Below are 17,718 nucleotides of genomic sequence, written 5' to 3'. Positions count from 1 at the left end.
CATACAGATGACTGAACAGAAGAAAAAGCTCGACAAGCTGTCCGGCGTGAAGGGCATGAACGACATCCTTCCGCAGGAAGCCGGGCTGTGGGAATTTTTCGAAACGACCGTCAAGTCGATGCTGCGTTCGTATGGATACCAGAATATTCGTACGCCGATCATCGAGCATACGCAGCTGTTCAAGCGCGGCATCGGTGAAGTGACCGATATCGTCGAGAAAGAGATGTACAGCTTTACCGACGCGCTCAACGGTGAAAATCTGACCATGCGCCCGGAGAACACGGCGGCGGTGGTGCGCGCGGCGATCGAACACAACATGCTGTACGACGGCCCGAAGCGCCTGTGGTACATCGGCCCGATGTTCCGTCACGAGCGCCCGCAGCGCGGCCGCTATCGCCAGTTCCATCAGGTCGGCGTGGAAGCGCTGGGCTTTGCCGGTCCGGACGCGGACGCGGAAATCATCATGATGTGCCAGCGGCTGTGGGACGATCTCGGGCTGATCGGCATCAAGCTCGAACTCAATTCGCTGGGCCTCGCCGAGGAACGCGCGGCGCATCGCGTCGAACTGATCGCGTACCTCGAAAAGCACATGGACGTGCTCGACGAAGAGGCAAAGCGCCGTCTCTACACGAACCCGCTGCGCGTGCTGGATACGAAGAATCCGGCCATGCAGGAAGTCGCGCAGAACGCGCCGAAGCTGATCGATTTTCTCGGCGAAGAATCGCGCGCGCACTTCGAAGGTCTGCAGCGCATTCTGAAAGCGAACAACATTCCGTTCACGATCAATCCGCGTCTCGTGCGCGGTCTCGATTACTACAATCTGACCGTGTTCGAATGGGTGACCGACAAGCTCGGCGCTCAGGGTACCGTGGCGGCCGGCGGCCGTTACGATCCGTTGATCGAACAGCTAGGCGGCAAGCCCACGGGAGCATGTGGCTGGGCAATGGGCGTCGAGCGGATCCTCGAGTTGTTGAAAGAAGAGCAACTTGTGCCGGAAGACGAAGGGTGCGACGTGTACGTGGTCCATCAGGGCGACGCGGCGCGTGAGCAGGCCTTCATCATCGCCGAGCGTCTGCGCGATACGGGCCTCGACGTGATCCTACATTGCAGCGCCGACGGTCAGACGGCCAGCTTCAAATCGCAGATGAAGCGTGCCGACGCGAGCGGCGCGGCCTTCGCCGTGGTGCTCGGCGAAGATGAGATCGCCAATGGCACGGTCGGTGTGAAGCCGCTGCGCGATACAAATGCTAACGGCGGTAAAAACGAGCAACATAACGTGCCCGCCGAAGACTTGACCGAATTTCTAATCAATGCGATGGTTGCAACCGCCGAAGACGGCGACGACTGATCGCGATGTCGTCGAGCCGGTTGGTTCGCAATCAGGCTCGACACGCACACGTAGCAAGAAAGAGGAAATCGCCGGGCAATGAGTTACCACGACGAACAAGAATCGATTGAAAGTCTGAAGGCATGGTGGACGCAGTGGGGCAATGCAACCACATGGATCGTGCTGGTGGCACTGGTGGCCGCGGCCGGCTGGAACGGCTGGAATTTCTGGCAACGGCGCGAGGCGGCGGAAGCCGCCGTGCTGTATGACCAGGTGCAGCAAGCCGTGGCATCGGGCGACAAGGCGAAGATCACCCGCGTCGCCGCCGACATGGAAGACAAGTTCAGCCGCACCGCGTATGCACAGATGACCGCGCTGAGCGCGGCCAAGGCGCTGTACGCCGCGGGCGACGAACCGGCCGCGAAGGCGCAACTGCAATGGACCATCGATCACGCGAAAGATGACGAGTTCAAGCAGATCGCCAAACTGCGCCTCGCTTCGCTGTTGCTCGACGACAAGGCCTACGACCAGGGTCTGGCGCTGCTCGCCGAACCGCAGTCCGACGCGTTCAAAGGCATCGTGGCGAACGGCCGCGGCGATCTGCTCGCCGCTCAAGGCAAGCGCGACGATGCGCGTGCGGCTTACAAGCTCGCGCTCGACTCGCTGTCGAAAAACGATAGCTCGGCACGCCAGTTGATTCAGTTCAAGCTGGACGCGCTGGGCGGCTGATCGCCGCATGCAAGCGCCATAAGCGGCGCCGCGTGTAACGACCAACCGGTCTCCTTTAACTAATTTCCTGAATGCTTCGTCCACCGATGAATCTGCTGAAACGTTACGCTGTGCCCGTTGCCTGTGCGATGACCGTCCTTACCATGGCGGCTTGCTCATCCACGAAAGACGAGCGCCGCGTGCCGACGCCGCTCACCGAGTTCAAACCCGTGCTCGACGTGCAGCAGGCCTGGAAGGCGAGCGTCGGTAAGGCGGGCCGCTATCTGTTCTCGCCAGTGGCGGTTGGCAATGCGGTGTACGCGGCTGGCGCGAACGGTTCGGTGGCGAAGATCGACGCGCAAACCGGGCAGGACGTGTGGCGTGTCAAGCTGCACGACGACCTCTCGGCAGGTGTCGGCAGCGACGGCACGCTCACGGCGGTCGGCGGCCTGAAGGGCGACGTGTACGTGCTCGGGGCGGACGGCAAGCAACTCTGGACCGCCAAGGCGCCGGGCGAGATCATTTCGCCGCCGCTCGTCGGCAACGGACTCGTGGTGGTGCGTACGGTCGACGGCCAGATCGTCGCGTTCAATGCGCAAACCGGCGAACAGAAGTGGAACTACCGCAACCGCGCGGTGCCGCTCAACCTGCGCGTGTCGTCGGGCATGACCTTCGCGGGCGACGCAGCCGTGCTGGCCGGGTTCCCGGGTGGCGCGTTCGCGGCGATCAACCTGCAGACGGGCGACAACTACTGGCAAACGCCGGTGTCCTATCCGAAGGGCGTGACGGAAGTCGAGCGGATCAACGACGTGACCGGACCGCCCACGCTGGTCGGTTCGGAAACCTGCGCCGTGACGTTCCAGGGGCAGATTGGCTGTTTCGACGCGAACTCGGGCCGCGCGGTGTGGGAAAAGGCGTTTTCCAGCACGAGCGGTCTGGCGCAGGATGACCGCGCGGTGGTCGCGGCGGACGACTGGTCGGTGGTGTCGGCGTTCGACGTCAGCAGCGGCGCGCCGCTGTGGAAGAACGACAAGCTGAAGAATCGCGACCTGAGCGTGCCGTTCATTCTGGGTCACGCTGCGGTGCTGGGCGACTACCAGGGTTACGTGCACTTCCTGTCCCGCGACGACGGCACGCTCGTCGCCCGCCTGAAGACCGACGGCAGCCCGATTACCGCTGCACCGGTGCTGGCCGGCGAGACGCTGGTGGTGCTGACGCACGACGGCGATCTGTACGGCTACCGCCCGCGCTGATCGCGCGGGGAGGCAATCGCCGTTGAGCGTGCAGGCCGGCTTCGCCGGCCGTACGCGTTTTAGAAGAATGTGTTGCAGGGCAGAGTAAGTAGAAGAATTGCGCCGGACTGGCTGGTCCGGCAAGTCGGATCAGACATGGCACACGGGCCCACGTGGCCATCGGTGGCTGCTTGCGGCGCCACCATCGGCGGCATCTTCGCAAATATCGCGGAGCGTCGTATTCGAATTGGCGTGCGAGCCGTCGAGCAGGAAAGACCAGACCTGGCGGCCCCTTGGCGCCGCCCCATACAGCCAAACCCCCGTCCGCCCGGGTGCGCATATTGACAGCACATCCGGGGCTGGCCGAATTCGTGATAATTTTCGTCAAACGCTGCCGTGTAGCGGCCGCATGGCGTCGCTACGCGGACGGTCGATTTCGATCCCGCGTTTCACCGTGAACAACATCTGATGAAACCCGTTATTGCCCTCGTCGGGCGCCCCAATGTGGGGAAATCCACGCTGTTCAACCGTCTCACGCGTACGCGTGATGCGCTGGTTGCCGACCTGCCCGGTCTTACCCGCGATCGCCATTACGGCGAAGGGCGCGCCGGCGACCGGCCGTATCTGGTCGTCGATACTGGGGGTTTCGAGCCGGTCGCGAAAGACGGCATCCTGCACGAAATGGCGCGTCAAACCCGCCAGGCGGTCGAGGAGTCGGACATCGTCGTGTTCATCGTCGACGGTCGCAATGGCCTCGCGCCGCAGGACAAGTCGATTGCGGACTACCTGCGCAAGGTCGGCCGGCCGATCTTCCTCGTCGTCAATAAGGCCGAGGGCATGAAGTACAGCACGGTCGCCGCCGACTTCTACGAACTCGGTCTGGGCGACCCGCGTGCGATTTCCGCGGCGCACGGCGACGGCGTGACGGAGATGATCAACGAGGCGCTCGAAGTCGCGTACGCCGGTCAGCCGGAAGAAAGCGACGAAGAGAAAGAAACGCGTGGCGTGAAGATCGCGATCGTCGGCCGTCCGAATGTCGGCAAGTCGACCTTGATCAACGCGCTGGTGGGCGAAGAGCGCGTGATCGCGTTCGACATGCCCGGCACCACGCGCGATTCGATCTACGTCGATTTCGAGCGAGGCGGAAAGCCGTACACGCTGATCGACACCGCCGGCTTGCGCCGCCGCGGCAAAGTGTTCGAAGCGATCGAGAAATTCTCGGTGGTGAAGACGCTGCAATCGATCTCCGACGCGAACGTCGTGATCCTGTTGCTCGACGCGCGCCAGGACATCTCGGAGCAGGACGCGCACATTGCGGGCTTCGTGGTGGAGCAGGGCCGCGCGCTGGTGGTGGGCGTGAACAAGTGGGACGGGCTCGATCCGCATGTGCGCGAGCGCACCAAGGCCGACCTCGAGCGCAAACTAAAATTTCTCGACTTCGCCAAATTCCATTTCATTTCCGCTGCGGAAAAAACCGGAATCGGCCCATTGATGCGCTCGGTGGACGACGCGTACGCAGCCGCCATGGCCAAGCTGCCGACGCCGAAGCTCACGCGCGCGCTGATCGATGCCGTTGAATTCCAGCAGCCGCGCCGGCGTGGTCCGGTGCGCCCGAAACTTCGTTACGCGCACCAGGGCGGACAGAATCCGCCGATCATCGTGATTCACGGCAATGCGCTCGACGCGATCACCGAAACGTACAAACGCTACCTCGAAAACCGCTTCCGGGAAACTTTCAAGCTGACTGGGACTCCATTGCGCATAGAGTTCAGATCGTCGACGAACCCTTACGCGGATAAAGGCTAAATCCAGGCTGAAACCCGCGTGTGTGCTGGCTTTGGCCGCCTGGCCAGGTCGCTCGCGCAAAAATGAAAATCGGCTATAGTGTAGCGGTTGACGGCGGATCTCTTTTTCTTCGTCGTCAATTAAGTCAACCTGCAAAAAAATACGGAGTTTGCTATGAGCAACAAAGGGCAATTGTTACAAGACCCGTTTTTGAACGCACTGCGTAAAGAGCATGTGCCGGTGTCGATCTACCTGGTCAACGGCATCAAGCTTCAAGGGAACATCGAATCGTTCGACCAGTACGTCGTGTTGCTCCGGAATACGGTCACCCAGATGGTCTACAAGCACGCAATCTCGACTGTCGTGCCAGCCCGCCCGGTGAATTTCCACCCGGATTCCGAACAGTCCTAACCCCCGTCGCGGCCGGCGTAACGTCGCCCGTTGGCGATTACTTCCGGCCGCCTCATTTTGATACCCTCCAATTTGATCAATGCAGCGCTTGTCGGCATCGACTTCGGTAAGATCGATTTCGAAGCCAGCCTAGAAGAACTCAGCCTGCTCGCGCAAAGCGCGGGCGCGAATCCCTTAGTCACCCTCACCGGGCGCCGGTCCAGTCCCGACGCGAAGATGTTCGTCGGCAGCGGCAAGGCCGAAGAGTTGCGTCTTGCGTGTGAGGCGAACGACATCGAACTCGTCATTTTCAATCACGCTCTGGCGCCTGCGCAGCAGCGCAATCTGGAGCAAGCGCTTAATCGGCGCGTGATCGATCGCACCAGTCTGATCCTCGACATTTTTGCGCAACGCGCCCGCAGCCACGAAGGCAAGCTGCAGGTGGAACTCGCGCAACTGCAGTATCTGTCCACGCGGCTAATCCGCGCATGGACTCACCTGGAACGGCAAAAAGGCGGTATCGGTTTGCGCGGCCCGGGTGAAACGCAGCTCGAAACGGACCGCCGTTTGATCGGCGAGCGCATCAAGGCGCTCAAGACGCGGCTCGAAAAACTGCGCCGTCAGCATGGCACGCAGCGCCGCGCGCGCAGCCGCAATCAGACCATGTCCGTGTCGCTCGTCGGTTACACGAACGCGGGCAAATCCACGCTCTTCAACGCGCTCACCAAGGCTCAGGCGTACGCCGCCGACCAGTTGTTCGCGACGCTGGATACGACATCGCGGCGCGTTTATCTCGGCGACGAAGCGGGGCAGGTGGTGGTGTCCGACACGGTCGGTTTCATCCGCGAATTGCCTCACCAGCTCGTGGCGGCGTTTCGCGCCACGCTCGAAGAAACCATTCACGCCGACCTGCTGCTGCACGTGGTCGACGCGTCGAGCGCGGTGCGGCTCGACCAGATCGATCAGGTCAACGAGGTGTTGCACGCAATCGGTGCGGACACGATCCGGCAGGTGCTCGTCTTCAACAAGATCGACGCGGTGCCGGAGTTGGCGGCCCGTGGGGACGCGGTTGAAAGGGACGAGTATGGTAATATTTCGCGCGTCTTTTTGAGCGCGCGCACGGGGCAAGGGCTGGACACACTGCGCGCTGCCATCGCTGAAATCGCTACTGCCGAACCTCTTCCCGAAACGCTGGTCGATCTCTCGGAAGAAGACCGGTCGGCAGCACCACGCGACGACCGCAAGGTCCCAGAACTCGGGCATTGACCCGTTCCAATTGCACTGACCCGCTGTCTACTCTGGTGAACGAACACAGGTGAACGATTACAACGAGCGGAGTATCTGGCTGCGCATGCGCGCCATGCTTTCACTGAACGATCCGCGCTGGGGCCGTGGGGACGGCAATGGCGAGCGGCAACGTCCAAACGAGCCCAAGCGTCCACCGACCAAGGACGGTGAAGGCCCGCCCGATCTCGACGAGATGTGGCGCGATTTCAACCGCCGTTTGAGCCGCGTGTTCGGTCGCAAGGGTGGCGGCGCGGGTGGCGGGCGGCCGGACAACGGTCGTGGCGCGCGTATCGGCGTGGGCATCGTGATCGGCGTGCTGCTGGCCATTTATCTCGGCAGCGGCGTGTTCGTCGTGCAGGACGGCCAGGCCGGCGTCGTGATGCAGTTTGGCAAGTATCGCTACACGGCAGGTCAGGGCGTGCACTGGCGTCTGCCGTATCCGTTTGAAGCGCATGAGCTTGTCAATATCGGTCAGGTCCGCCAGGTGGAGATCGGCCGCAACAACGTGGTGCGTCTCGCGAATGTGAAAGACGCGTCGATGCTCACGCACGACGCGGATATCGTCGACGTGCGCTTCGCCGTGCAATACCAGGTGAAGAAGCCGACCGACTACCTGTTTCGCAGCGTCGATCCCGATCAGGGTGTGATGCAGGCTGCTCAGGCGGCGGTGCGCAGCATCGTCGGCGCGCGCAGCACCAACGACATCCTCTATCAGGATCGCGAAACAATTCGCCAGCAACTGATCGCGGCGATCCAGCAATCCCTGGATGAATATCAGTCCGGACTCGCCGTGACCGGTGTGACGATCCAGGGTGTGCAGGCGCCTAGCCAGGTGCAAGCCGCGTTCGACGACGCCGCGAAAGTCCGTCAGGAAAACGAGCGGGCGAAACGCGATGCCGAGGCCTATGCCGCGGATCTGTTGCCGCGCGCGCAAGCCGACGTGGCGCGCCAGATCGACGAAGCGAAAACGTACAGCGACAAGACGGTGGCCCAGGCGCAAGGCGACGCCGAACGCTTCAAGCAGGTCTACGCGCAGTACTCGAAAGCGCCCGCTGTGATTCGCGAGCGCATGTATCTGGAAACCATGCAGCAGATCTATTCGAATACGACCAAGGTGTTTGTGGATAGCAAGAGCGGCAACAACGTGCTGTATCTGCCGCTCGACAAGCTGGTCGAGCAGACCCGCCAGCGTGTGTCCGAGGCTGCTGCCGCTTCGGGCGCCGCGGCCGCTGCCGCGCCGCAAGCGGCGAGCGCTGCCGCGTTGCCGTCGGCCGCCCCGTCTGCCTCCGCAACCGGCACCGCAGCCTCCGCGCCGGCGGCGCTCGCCACGCCCGCCAGTCAGGCCGCGGCCAGCAGCGACGCGCTGCGTTCACGCGACTCCTTCCGCAGCCGTATGCGCGAAGACGACGTTCAATAAGGAGCGCACATCATGAACAAGATCATTGCGCTCGTCGTCGCTATCGTTATCGTGCTGTTCGCCGCTTCGTCGATGGTGTTCGTCGTCGATCAGCGGCATCTGGCCGTCCTGTCGTCGCATGGCGACAAGGCGCCGAGCCTGCTCGGCCCCGGCTTGCACGTCAAACTCCCGCCGCCGTTGCAAACGGTCACGCTGGTCGATAACCGTATCCAGTCGCTCGACGCCCCGGACGAAGACCGCTATGTGACGTCCGATAAAACCGATTTGCTGGCGAACCCGGTCGTCAAATACCGCGTGACCGATCCGCTCAAGCTGCTCGCCGAAACGCGAGGAGACGCGCAGAGCCTGCCGGACCGGCTCGCCTTGCTGTCGCGCAGCGCGCTCGGCGATGCGTTCGCGAAGGTCACGCTGTCCGACGCGCTGGCCCGTCAGCAGGCCGTCGCCGACGAAGCGCGCACCGCCATGGACAAGGCCGCGGCGTCGCTCGGTGTGTCGGTGGTCGACGTGCAACTCACGCGTGTCGACTTCCCCGCGTCGATGGCCGATTCCGTCTACAAACGGATGATCGCCGCACGCCAGCAGATCGCGGCCGACGAACGTGCGAAGGGCACGGCCGAGGCCGACAAGATCAGGCAGGACGCGCTCGGCCAGCAACAGGCGATTCTCGCGGACGGTTATCGTCAGGCGCAGACCATCAAGGGCGAGGGCGATGCCAAGGCCGCGGAAATCGCCGCCGAAGCGTACGGCGCCGACCCGCAGTTCTACCAGTTCTATCAAAGCATGCAGGCGTACAAGAACACCTTCAAGCCGGGCGACGTGATCGTGGTCGACCCGAGCAGTGAGTTCTTCCGCTTCATGCGTAGCCCGACCGGCGGCGCAGCCCCGGACGCTCCCGCGGTCCCGCGCAAACACTGATAACCGGAGCGCCGCGGCATCCGCATCGCGGCACCTTCATTCGCATGGATATAGCCGGCTCGTTACTGCTCGCGATCGCGTTGATGCTGATTATCGAAGGCATGTTTCCCTTCGTTTTTCCGAGCGCCTGGAGCGACACGTTCCGTAAAATAGCGGAACGTCCGCCGCATCAGATTCGTGTGGGCGGCCTGATCGTGATGGTGCTCGGGCTGATCCTGCTGTTTATCGTGACCTGAAGGCGCCTGCTTTTGCGGGCGGGCTGACAGGCTGCGCAGGCTGTCCGCGCTCGAGTGCAAATGTGCGCCGTTGCGCGCCAGTGCCTGAGGGTTCTGAACGCCGCGCAGTGCGGCGCCCAGCGGCCAAAAGCCGCAAGCGGTCGCCGCAGGTAATTGCAGCGACCGTGCAACGACCACGCAACGAGCGCGCAACGCCCGCGACAGCCGCCAAAATCGAGCCGCCGCCCGCCATTCACACTCACTTACCGGCGCACCCAGACGCCGTGTTCAACGTCGTAGGACTGTATCGATGTCGACCTGGTTACTTCCCGAGAATATTGCCGACGTGCTGCCGTCGGAAGCCCGCAAGATCGAAGAGTTGCGGCGCCATTTACTGGACCGTTTCCGTTCGTACGGCTACGAAATGGTCATGCCGCCGTTGCTCGAGTACATCGAGTCGCTGCTCACGGGCGGCGGACACGATCTGAATCTGCGCACCTTCAAGCTCGTCGATCAACTGTCGGGACGCACGCTCGGTCTGCGCGCGGACATTACGCCGCAGGTCGCGCGAATCGACGCGCATCTGCTGAATCGCCAGGGCGTGACACGCCTTTGCTACGCGGGCAACGTCGCGCATACGCGGCCGCGCGGCCTGCACGCCACGCGCGAGCAGATCCAGATCGGCGCGGAAATCTACGGCCACGCCGGCCTCGAAGCCGACCTCGAAATCCAGCAATTGATGCTCGACGCACTGCGTCTGGCGGGCCTCGCGAAAGTTCGCCTCGATCTGTGCCACGCGGGCGTGCTCGCCGCGCTGATCGAAGCCGAACCGGCCGCGGCCGAGCTCGGGCAGTCGCTCTACGACGCGCTCGCGGGCAAAGACGTGCCGCGCCTCGTCGAACTCACGGCGAACCTGACGCCGGCGATTCGCGACGCGTTGCGCGCGCTGCCCACGCTTTACGGCGACGCGTCCGTGCTCGACGAAGCCCGCGCGCGCTTGCCGAATATGCCGGCCATTGCCCGCGCGCTCGACGACCTCGCGTTCCTCGCGAGCCAGGTGGAGGGCGCCGAAGTGATGATCGATCTCGCCGATCTGCGCGGCTATGCTTATCACAGCGGCGTGATGTTCTCGGCGTATGTGGACGGCGTGCCGAATGCAGTAGCGCGCGGCGGCCGTTACGACCACGTGGGTCAAGCGTACGGCCGCGCACGGGCGGCCACGGGCTTTTCGCTCGATCTGCGCGAGGTGGCGCGGATTTCACCGGTCGAAGCGCGCAGCAGCGCGATTCTCGCGCCGTGGCAGCATGACGAGGCGCTGCGCGTGAGCGTCGCCGCGTTGCGAGATGCTGGCGAGGTGGTGATTCAGGCGCTGCCCGGCCATGAGCACGATCTCGACGAATTCGCGTTCGACCGTGTGTTGGTCGAGCGCAACGGTAATTGGGTCGTCGAACCGCGCGCCTGAGCGCGTTCCGGCAGACCCGCCCGAGGCCGATCCTCAGGGCATGTCAGACGGCGTCGAATGTGTCGCCGAAGCAGGGCGCGGCCAGTGGCCGCGCTACTTTCGCCATACCCATCATAACGTGCATACCGTTGAGCGGAAACGGAAAAATTCGGAAGGTTCCGCGAACATAGGTAGAATACGTTTTTAACCAGCTTACGAAACAACATGTCTGCCAGCGCAGTGAATGTGAACCCCGGGCGTAACGTCGTCGTCGTGGGGACCCAGTGGGGTGATGAAGGCAAGGGCAAGATCGTCGACTGGCTGACGGACCACGCTCAAGGCGTCGTTCGCTTCCAGGGCGGTCACAATGCCGGTCACACGCTTATCATCGGCGGCAAGAAAACCATCTTGCGTCTGATTCCGTCGGGCATCATGCATCCCGGCGTCGCGTGCTACATCGGCAATGGCGTCGTGTTGTCGCCGGAAGCGCTCTTCAAGGAAATCGGCGAGCTCGAAGCCGCCGGGGTCGATGTCCAGAATCGCCTCTTCATTTCCGAAGCCACCACCCTGATCCTGCCGTACCACATCGCCATCGACCAGGGCCGCGAAGCGCGCCGTGGCGCGGGCAAGATCGGCACCACCGGCCGCGGCATCGGCCCGGCGTACGAAGACAAGGTGGCGCGCCGCGGTTTGCGCGTGCAGGACCTGTTCGAGCCGGAGACCTTCGCCGAACGTCTGCGTGAAAACCTCGACTATCACAACTTCGTGTTGACGCAATACCTGGGTGTCGCCGCTGTCGACTTCCAGCAAACGCTCGACACGATGCTCAGCTATGCCGACCGTCTGAAGCCAATGGTGACGGACGTGTCGCGCCGCCTGTACGACGCGAACGCTAACGGCAGCAACCTGCTGTTCGAAGGCGCGCAAGGCACGCTGCTCGACATCGACCACGGCACGTATCCGTTTGTCACGTCGAGCAACTGCGTGGCCGGCGCGGCCACGGCGGGCGCGGGCGTCGGTCCGCAAAAGCTGAACTACATTCTCGGCATCACCAAGGCGTATTGCACGCGCGTCGGCTCGGGCCCGTTCCCGAGCGAACTGTACGACGCGGACAACGCCGCCCGTCAGGAAGCGATCGGCCTCGAACTGGCCACCGTCGGCAAGGAATTCGGCTCGGTCACCGGCCGTCCGCGCCGCACCGGCTGGCTCGACGTCGCCGCGCTGCGCCGTTCGATCCAGATCAATGGCGTGTCGGGTCTGTGCATGACCAAGCTCGACGTGCTCGACGGTCTGGACGAAGTGAAGCTGTGCGTCGGCTACACGGTCGACGGCCAGCATGTCGACCTGCTGCCGCGTGGTTCGTCGGAAGTCGCGCGCTGCGTGCCAGTGTACGAAACCTTCGCGGGCTGGAAGGAAAGCACGGTTGGTATCAAGGAATGGGACAAGCTGCCGGCGAACGCGCGTGCGTATCTGTCGCGCGTGCAGGAAGTCGCGGGCATTCCGATCGACATGGTGTCGACCGGTCCGGATCGCGACGAAACCATTCTGCTTCGTCATCCGTTCAAGGTTTAAGCCATGGTGCAAGGTGTACCCATGATTGCGATGAAAGATCCGCGCAACGACGACAAGAACCTGTGGGTCGGCTGGGACGAGTATCACCGGCTGATCGAAATGCTCGCGTTGCAGGTGCACGAGTCGGGCTGGAAATTCGACAAGATCCTGTGCCTCGCGCGCGGCGGTTTGCGCGTCGGCGATCAGCTCTCGCGCATTTACGATCTGCCGCTGGCGATTCTTGCCACGAGTTCGTATCGTGAAGCGGCCGGCACGGAGCAGGGCGAACTCGATATCGCGCAATACATCACCATGACGCGTGGCGAACTGCACGGCAACGTGCTGCTGGTCGACGACCTGGTGGATTCGGGCGTAACGCTCGCACGTGTTCAGCAGCATCTGAAAGAGCGTTATCCGGCGATCACCGCGGTGCGTTCGGCGGTGCTCTGGTACAAGGGCTGCTCGAAGGTGAAGCCCGACTACCACGTGCAGTATCTGCCCACCAATCCGTGGATTCATCAGCCGTTCGAGGAATGGGACACGGTTCGTCCGCACAACCTCGGCGCATGGATCAAGCGTGGCACGGCGCAAGCGCAGGAGTCGTCGGAGAAGTGATGCGAACTTCGGCGCCGAAATCGTTGCGTCGTCCCCCGCGTTGTCTCGCAAAACGGAGCTCATTGGGCTCCGTTTTTTTATGTGCGCGCCGTGCGCGCGTGCTTCGCAAACCGCGCATCGACGATGCCGCTAATACGGCCCGACCAGCAGACGCGCCCATATCGCGGTGCTACACTTCGCGGACCATCTCGTGGTGTATCCACAACAAGCCGGGCGGCGTCAGGCGGGCAGTTTAGAATAGCGGTCGCTTTTTCGCCCAGGGAACGGATTTCCTCGCGTTTATGACAGATAACAATCACGAGCACAAACAGCCTCTGCCTTCCCTCGCCATCGCTGCGATCGGCGTGGTATTCGGCGATATCGGCACGAGCCCGTTGTACTCGCTGAAGGAAGCCTTTAGTCCATCCCACGGCATTCCGCTGACCGAGCAATCTATTCTGGGCGTGATCTCGCTGTTGTTCTGGGCGATCGTGATCGTGGTCGGCATCAAGTACGTGTTGTTCGTGATGCGCGCGGACAATAACGGCGAGGGCGGTGTTCTCGCGCTGATGGCGCTGGCGCTGCGCTCGCTCGACGAGAAGTCGAAAATGGCCGGCTTGCTGATGATGCTCGGCATCTTCGGCGCCTGCATGTTCTATGGCGACGCGGTGATTACGCCGGCCATTTCGGTGATTTCGGCGGTAGAAGGTCTGGAGATTGCGGCGCCAAATCTGTCGCATCTGGTGCTGCCGCTGACCATCGTGATCCTGATATTGCTGTTCTGGATCCAGCGGCACGGCACGGCCATGGTCGGCCGCCTGTTCGGTCCGATCATGGTGCTGTGGTTCGTGGTGCTCGCGGCGCTCGGCCTGTGGCATATCCTGCAGTCGCCGAACGTGATCCGCGCGCTGAACCCGTACTACGCATACAGCTTCATGGCCGCGCACGTGCTGCAGGCCTACGTGGTGCTCGGCTCGGTGGTGCTGGTGCTGACCGGCGCTGAAGCGCTGTACGCCGACATGGGCCACTTCGGCGCCAAACCGATTCGCATGGCGTGGTACGTGCTCGTGATGCCGTCGCTGGTGCTGAACTACTTCGGTCAGGGCGCGCTGCTCATGCACGATCCGAAGGCGATCGAAAATCCGTTCTTCCTGCTCGCGCCGGACTGGGCGTTGCTGCCGCTGGTGGTGCTGTCCACGGTCGCGACGGTGATCGCCTCGCAGGCGGTGATTTCCGGTGCCTATTCGCTCACGAGCCAGGCGATCCAGCTCGGTTACGTGCCGCGCATGAAGATTCTGCACACGTCTGAACTGGCGATCGGCCAGATCTATGTGCCGGTGGTGAACTGGATGCTGCTGTTCATCATTCTGTGCATCGTGATTGCGTTCAAGAGTTCGGACAATCTCGCGGCCGCGTACGGTATCGCGGTGACGGCCACCATGGTGATCACCACGGTGCTCGCCTGCGTCGTGATGGTGAAAGTGTGGAACTGGAACAAGCTGCTGGTGGCGCTGATCATCGGCGTATTCATGACGGTCGATCTGGGCTTTTTCGGCGCCAATCTGCTGAAGGTCGAGGAGGGCGGCTGGCTGCCGCTCGGCATCGGCGCGTTGCTGTTCTTCCTGCTGATGACCTGGTACAAGGGGCGCATGATCGTCAAGGAACGCACGGCGGCCGACGGTATTCCGCTCATGCCTTTCCTGCAGGGGCTGCTCGCGCATCCGCCGCATCGCGTATCGGGCACGGCGATCTATCTGACCGGCAGCGATTCGCTCGTGCCGGTGAGTCTGCTGCACAACCTGAAGCACAATAAGGTGCTGCACGAGCGCACCATTTTCCTGACCTTCGTGACGCGCGACATTCCGTACGTGAACGACGCGGAACGTGTGACGGTCAAGGATATCGACGGTGGCCTGTATCTCGTCAAGGCGGCCTACGGCTTCAACGAAACGCCGGACGTGAAGGCGGTGCTGCTCGAAGTCGGCCGCACGCATGACATGACTTTCGAATTGATGGACACGTCGTTCTTCCTCGCGCGCGAAACGGTGGTGCCGACTCAGTTGCCGGGCATGTCAGTGTGGCGAGAGCGCGTGTTCGCGTGGATGCATCAGAATGCCGCGAAGCCGACGGACTTCTTCAGTATTCCGGCCAACCGGGTGGTGGAGTTGGGGACGAAGATCGAGATCTGACGGTCGCCGTTGATTCATGAACGCCCCAGATGCCGGGGCGAAAAAAAACCCACGCGAATGCGTGGGTTTTTTTATGTGCCGCATGTTCGGCTGAGTCAAATTGCGCAGTGCTCTGCACCGCGGTTTACCGTGCTCGACAAGCGCAACGTGCACTACAAGCGCATGAAAAAATCACGCGCTTAACCAGCGATCTTACTTCTGCTTGAGCTTGGCGAATGCAGCCGCCATCGCGCCGCCTGCTTCCGGTTCACGTGAACGCTGTTGCGGCGCACCGCGTGCGCCGCCTGAGCGACCCGCGCCGCGATCCTGCTGGGCGCCGCCGCCGCTGCGCGCCGAAGCCGCACCGACTTCGTCGTCCATGCGCATGGTCAGCGCAATACGCTGGCGCTTTACGTCGACTTCGAGCACCTTCACCTTGACGATCTGGCCGGCCTTGACGACTTCATGCGGGTCCTTGATGAACTTGGTCGACATGGCCGATACGTGAACCAGACCGTCCTGATGCACGCCGATGTCGATGAACGCGCCGAACGCCGCCACGTTCGTCACGACGCCTTCGAGCACCATGCCCGGCGTCAGGTCGCTGACCTTCTCGACGCCTTCGCGGAAGGTCGCCGTCTTGAACTCGGGACGCGGATCGCGGCCCGGCTTTTCGAGTTCGAGCAGAATGTCGCGCACGGTAGGCAGGCCGAAACGATCGTCGACGAATTCCGCGGGCGACAGGCCGCGCAACGCGTCGCGGTTGCCCAGCACTTCGCCGACGTGCTTGCTGATTTTCGCGAGCATGCGTTCGACGACCGGATACGCTTCCGGGTGAACCGACGAGCGGTCGAGCGGATTCTCGCCATTGTTGATGCGCAGGAACCCGGCTGCCTGCTCGAACGTCTTGTCGCCCAGACGCGGCACCTTGCGCAAATGTTCGCGCGACGGGAACGGTCCGTTCGCATCGCGATAATCGACGATGTTGCGCGCCAGCGTGGCATTCAGACCCGAGACGCGGGCGAGCAGGGCGACGGACGCCGTGTTCGCATCCACGCCGACGGCGTTTACGCAGTCTTCGACCACGGCATCCAGCGAACGGGCCAGTTCGCGCTGGTTCACGTCGTGCTGATACTGGCCGACGCCGATCGCCTTCGGTTCGATCTTCACGAGTTCCGCGAGCGGATCCTGCAAACGGCGCGCGATCGACACCGCGCCGCGCAGCGACACGTCCATGTCGGGGAATTCCTTTGCCGCGAGTTCGGAGGCGGAGTACACCGACGCGCCGGCTTCGGACACTACGATCTTCTGCAGCTTGAATTCCGGATGACGCGCGATCAGTTCGCTCGCAAGCTTGTCCGTTTCACGCGACGCCGTGCCGTTGCCGATGCTGATCAGTTCGGCCTGCGTCTGTGCGCAGATGCGCGCGAGTTTCGCGATCGATCCGTCCCAGTCGCGGCGCGGCTCGTGCGGATAGATCACGTCGGTGGCGAGCACCTTGCCGGTTCGGTCAACCACGGCGACCTTCACGCCGGTGCGCATGCCCGGGTCGAGGCCGATCACGGCCTTCGGTCCGGCGGGCGCGGCCAGCAGCAGGTCCTTCAGATTGCGCGCGAACACGCGGATCGCTTCGTGCTCGGCTTCGTCGCGCAGATTGGTCAGCAGTTCGTTTTCGATGTGCGGCTGCACCTTCACGCGCCAGCACCAGCGGCACACGTCGGAGAGCCACTTGTCGGCCGGACGGTTCTGATTGGCGATGCCGAAGTGGCGCGCGATCAGCGCTTCGCCCGGGTGCGGCACCTGCGCGTCGAGTTCCTCACCGAGGCCCAGCTTGACCATCAGCACGCCCGCATTGCGGCCGCGGAACAGCGCCAGCGCGCGATGCGACGGCACGGTGCGGATGGTTTCCGCGTAGTCGTAGTAGTCGCGGAATTTCTCTTCTTCGGCGTTTTCCTTGCCTTCCACCACTTTCGACGACACCACGCCCTGATTGAACAGGTAATCGCGCAGCTTGCCGAGCAACTCGGCCGTTTCGCCGAACTGTTCGGAGAGAATGTCGCGTGCGCCGTCGAGCGCGGCCTTGACGTCGGCAACGCCTTTTTCGGCGTCCACGTAGGCGGCGGCTTCGGTTTGCGGGTCCAGCAGCGGATTGGCGAGGAGCGCGTCGGCGAGCGGCTGCAGGCCGGCTTCACGAGCGATCTGCGCGCGTGTGCGGCGCTTAGGCTTGTACGGGAGATACAGGTCTTCCAGCACCTGCTTGCTGTCGGCGCCTTCGATCGCCGCGCGCAGCTCGTCGGTGAGCTTGCCCTGTTCGTCGATGCTGGCGATGATCGCGGCGCGCCGGTCTTCCAGCTCGCGCAGATACAGCAGGCGTTCCTCGAGGTTACGCAGTTGCGTGTCGTCGAGATTGTCGGTCACTTCCTTACGGTAGCGGGCGATGAACGGCACAGTCGCTCCTTCGTCGAGAAGTTGCACCGCGGCCGCGACCTGGCGCGGCTGGACGGACAGTTCGGCGGCGATGCGCTGTACGATCTTGAGTGCTACGGTTTCCGTCATAAGGTCTTGGTGTTCCTGCGGACTCAGTTCAGGGGCCGCGCGCTAACCGCACATGCGGGCACGTTAGGGCAAATGAGGCACGTGGGGCACGTCCGGGCTCGCCGGGCGTGCGCGCTGCGACCAGGTTGCTGG

The 17,718-nt window shown here is 63.0% G+C and carries 14 protein-coding genes; 13 read left to right on the top strand and 1 reads right to left on the bottom strand.

The annotated features are described in order from the left end of the window. Positions 1-7: 7 nt before the first annotated feature. The 13 genes from hisS to P0D68_RS26700 all read left to right on the top strand — a co-directional run bounded on the left by hisS (position 8) and on the right by P0D68_RS26700 (position 15,051). Entirely contained in the window at positions 8-1,348 is a 1,341-nt protein-coding gene (gene hisS / locus P0D68_RS26760) for a histidine--tRNA ligase (protein ID WP_408301795.1), read from the top strand. A gap of 78 nt (positions 1,349-1,426) precedes the next feature. Beyond that, positions 1,427-2,056, top strand: a complete 630-nt coding sequence (locus P0D68_RS26755) for a YfgM family protein (RefSeq protein ID WP_408301797.1) — start codon at positions 1,427-1,429, stop codon at positions 2,054-2,056. 86 nt (positions 2,057-2,142) lie between these two features. Then, positions 2,143-3,288: an outer membrane protein assembly factor BamB gene (gene bamB / locus P0D68_RS26750; RefSeq protein WP_091792932.1), complete on the top strand. Its 1,146-nt coding sequence runs from the start codon at positions 2,143-2,145 to the stop codon at positions 3,286-3,288. A gap of 447 nt (positions 3,289-3,735) precedes the next feature. Then, positions 3,736-5,073, top strand: a complete 1,338-nt coding sequence (der, locus tag P0D68_RS26745; RefSeq protein ID WP_091792934.1) for a ribosome biogenesis GTPase Der — start codon at positions 3,736-3,738, stop codon at positions 5,071-5,073. Between the two features lie 153 nt (positions 5,074-5,226). Then, positions 5,227-5,463 carry an RNA chaperone Hfq gene (gene hfq, locus P0D68_RS26740; RefSeq protein ID WP_006051315.1) on the top strand — a complete coding sequence of 79 codons (237 nt, stop codon included), beginning with the start codon at positions 5,227-5,229 and terminating at the stop codon, positions 5,461-5,463. 30 nt (positions 5,464-5,493) lie between these two features. After that, positions 5,494-6,708, top strand: a complete 1,215-nt coding sequence (hflX, locus tag P0D68_RS26735) for a GTPase HflX (RefSeq protein WP_177204955.1) — start codon at positions 5,494-5,496, stop codon at positions 6,706-6,708. Between the two features lie 49 nt (positions 6,709-6,757). Then, on the top strand, positions 6,758-8,146 hold the full coding sequence (hflK, locus tag P0D68_RS26730) for an FtsH protease activity modulator HflK (RefSeq protein ID WP_408301800.1): 1,389 nt from the start codon (positions 6,758-6,760) through the stop codon (positions 8,144-8,146). A gap of 12 nt (positions 8,147-8,158) precedes the next feature. Next, complete coding sequence (gene hflC, locus P0D68_RS26725; RefSeq protein ID WP_408301802.1) at positions 8,159-9,061, top strand: protease modulator HflC; 903 nt, start codon at positions 8,159-8,161, stop codon at positions 9,059-9,061. A gap of 44 nt (positions 9,062-9,105) precedes the next feature. Next, a complete protein-coding gene (locus tag P0D68_RS26720) occupies positions 9,106-9,297 on the top strand; it encodes a DUF2065 domain-containing protein (protein ID WP_012433522.1) in 192 nt (63 codons plus the stop codon). 289 nt (positions 9,298-9,586) lie between these two features. After that, positions 9,587-10,738 carry an ATP phosphoribosyltransferase regulatory subunit gene (locus tag P0D68_RS26715; protein WP_408301804.1) on the top strand — a complete coding sequence of 384 codons (1,152 nt, stop codon included), beginning with the start codon at positions 9,587-9,589 and terminating at the stop codon, positions 10,736-10,738. A 204-nt stretch (positions 10,739-10,942) separates the two neighbouring features. Continuing rightward, a complete protein-coding gene (locus P0D68_RS26710; RefSeq protein ID WP_091792942.1) occupies positions 10,943-12,289 on the top strand; it encodes an adenylosuccinate synthase in 1,347 nt (448 codons plus the stop codon). 3 nt (positions 12,290-12,292) lie between these two features. Next, positions 12,293-12,883 carry a phosphoribosyltransferase gene (locus P0D68_RS26705; protein WP_091792944.1) on the top strand — a complete coding sequence of 197 codons (591 nt, stop codon included), beginning with the start codon at positions 12,293-12,295 and terminating at the stop codon, positions 12,881-12,883. 281 nt (positions 12,884-13,164) lie between these two features. Beyond that, the gene (locus P0D68_RS26700) at positions 13,165-15,051 is read left to right on the top strand and encodes a potassium transporter Kup (protein ID WP_091792946.1); all 1,887 of its coding nucleotides are present in this window, start codon (positions 13,165-13,167) and stop codon (positions 15,049-15,051) included. 192 nt (positions 15,052-15,243) lie between these two features. On the opposite strand, the gene P0D68_RS26695 is transcribed toward P0D68_RS26700, so the two are convergent. Continuing rightward, complete coding sequence (locus tag P0D68_RS26695; protein ID WP_408185454.1) at positions 15,244-17,586, bottom strand: Tex family protein; 2,343 nt, start codon at positions 17,584-17,586, stop codon at positions 15,244-15,246. Between the last annotated feature and the right edge of the window lie 132 nt (positions 17,587-17,718).

The organism is Paraburkholderia sp. RL17-380-BIE-A (assembly GCF_046028085.1).
GTDB lineage: Bacteria > Pseudomonadota > Gammaproteobacteria > Burkholderiales > Burkholderiaceae > Paraburkholderia.
The sequence above is the reverse complement of the archived record's forward strand: the minus strand, read 5'-3'. Positions and strand labels throughout refer to the sequence as shown.

Coding starts and splice junctions, on each gene's coding strand:
- hisS (WP_408301795.1), top strand. CDS start 8: ATGACTGAACAGAAGAAAAAGCTCGACAAGCTGTCCGGCGTGAAGGGC.
- P0D68_RS26755 (WP_408301797.1), top strand. CDS start 1,427: ATGAGTTACCACGACGAACAAGAATCGATTGAAAGTCTGAAGGCATGG.
- bamB (WP_091792932.1), top strand. CDS start 2,143: ATGAATCTGCTGAAACGTTACGCTGTGCCCGTTGCCTGTGCGATGACC.
- der (WP_091792934.1), top strand. CDS start 3,736: ATGAAACCCGTTATTGCCCTCGTCGGGCGCCCCAATGTGGGGAAATCC.
- hfq (WP_006051315.1), top strand. CDS start 5,227: ATGAGCAACAAAGGGCAATTGTTACAAGACCCGTTTTTGAACGCACTG.
- hflC (WP_408301802.1), top strand. CDS start 8,159: ATGAACAAGATCATTGCGCTCGTCGTCGCTATCGTTATCGTGCTGTTC.
- P0D68_RS26720 (WP_012433522.1), top strand. CDS start 9,106: ATGGATATAGCCGGCTCGTTACTGCTCGCGATCGCGTTGATGCTGATT.
- P0D68_RS26715 (WP_408301804.1), top strand. CDS start 9,587: ATGTCGACCTGGTTACTTCCCGAGAATATTGCCGACGTGCTGCCGTCG.
- P0D68_RS26710 (WP_091792942.1), top strand. CDS start 10,943: ATGTCTGCCAGCGCAGTGAATGTGAACCCCGGGCGTAACGTCGTCGTC.
- P0D68_RS26705 (WP_091792944.1), top strand. CDS start 12,293: ATGGTGCAAGGTGTACCCATGATTGCGATGAAAGATCCGCGCAACGAC.
- P0D68_RS26700 (WP_091792946.1), top strand. CDS start 13,165: ATGACAGATAACAATCACGAGCACAAACAGCCTCTGCCTTCCCTCGCC.
- P0D68_RS26695 (WP_408185454.1), bottom strand. CDS start 17,586: ATGACGGAAACCGTAGCACTCAAGATCGTACAGCGCATCGCCGCCGAA.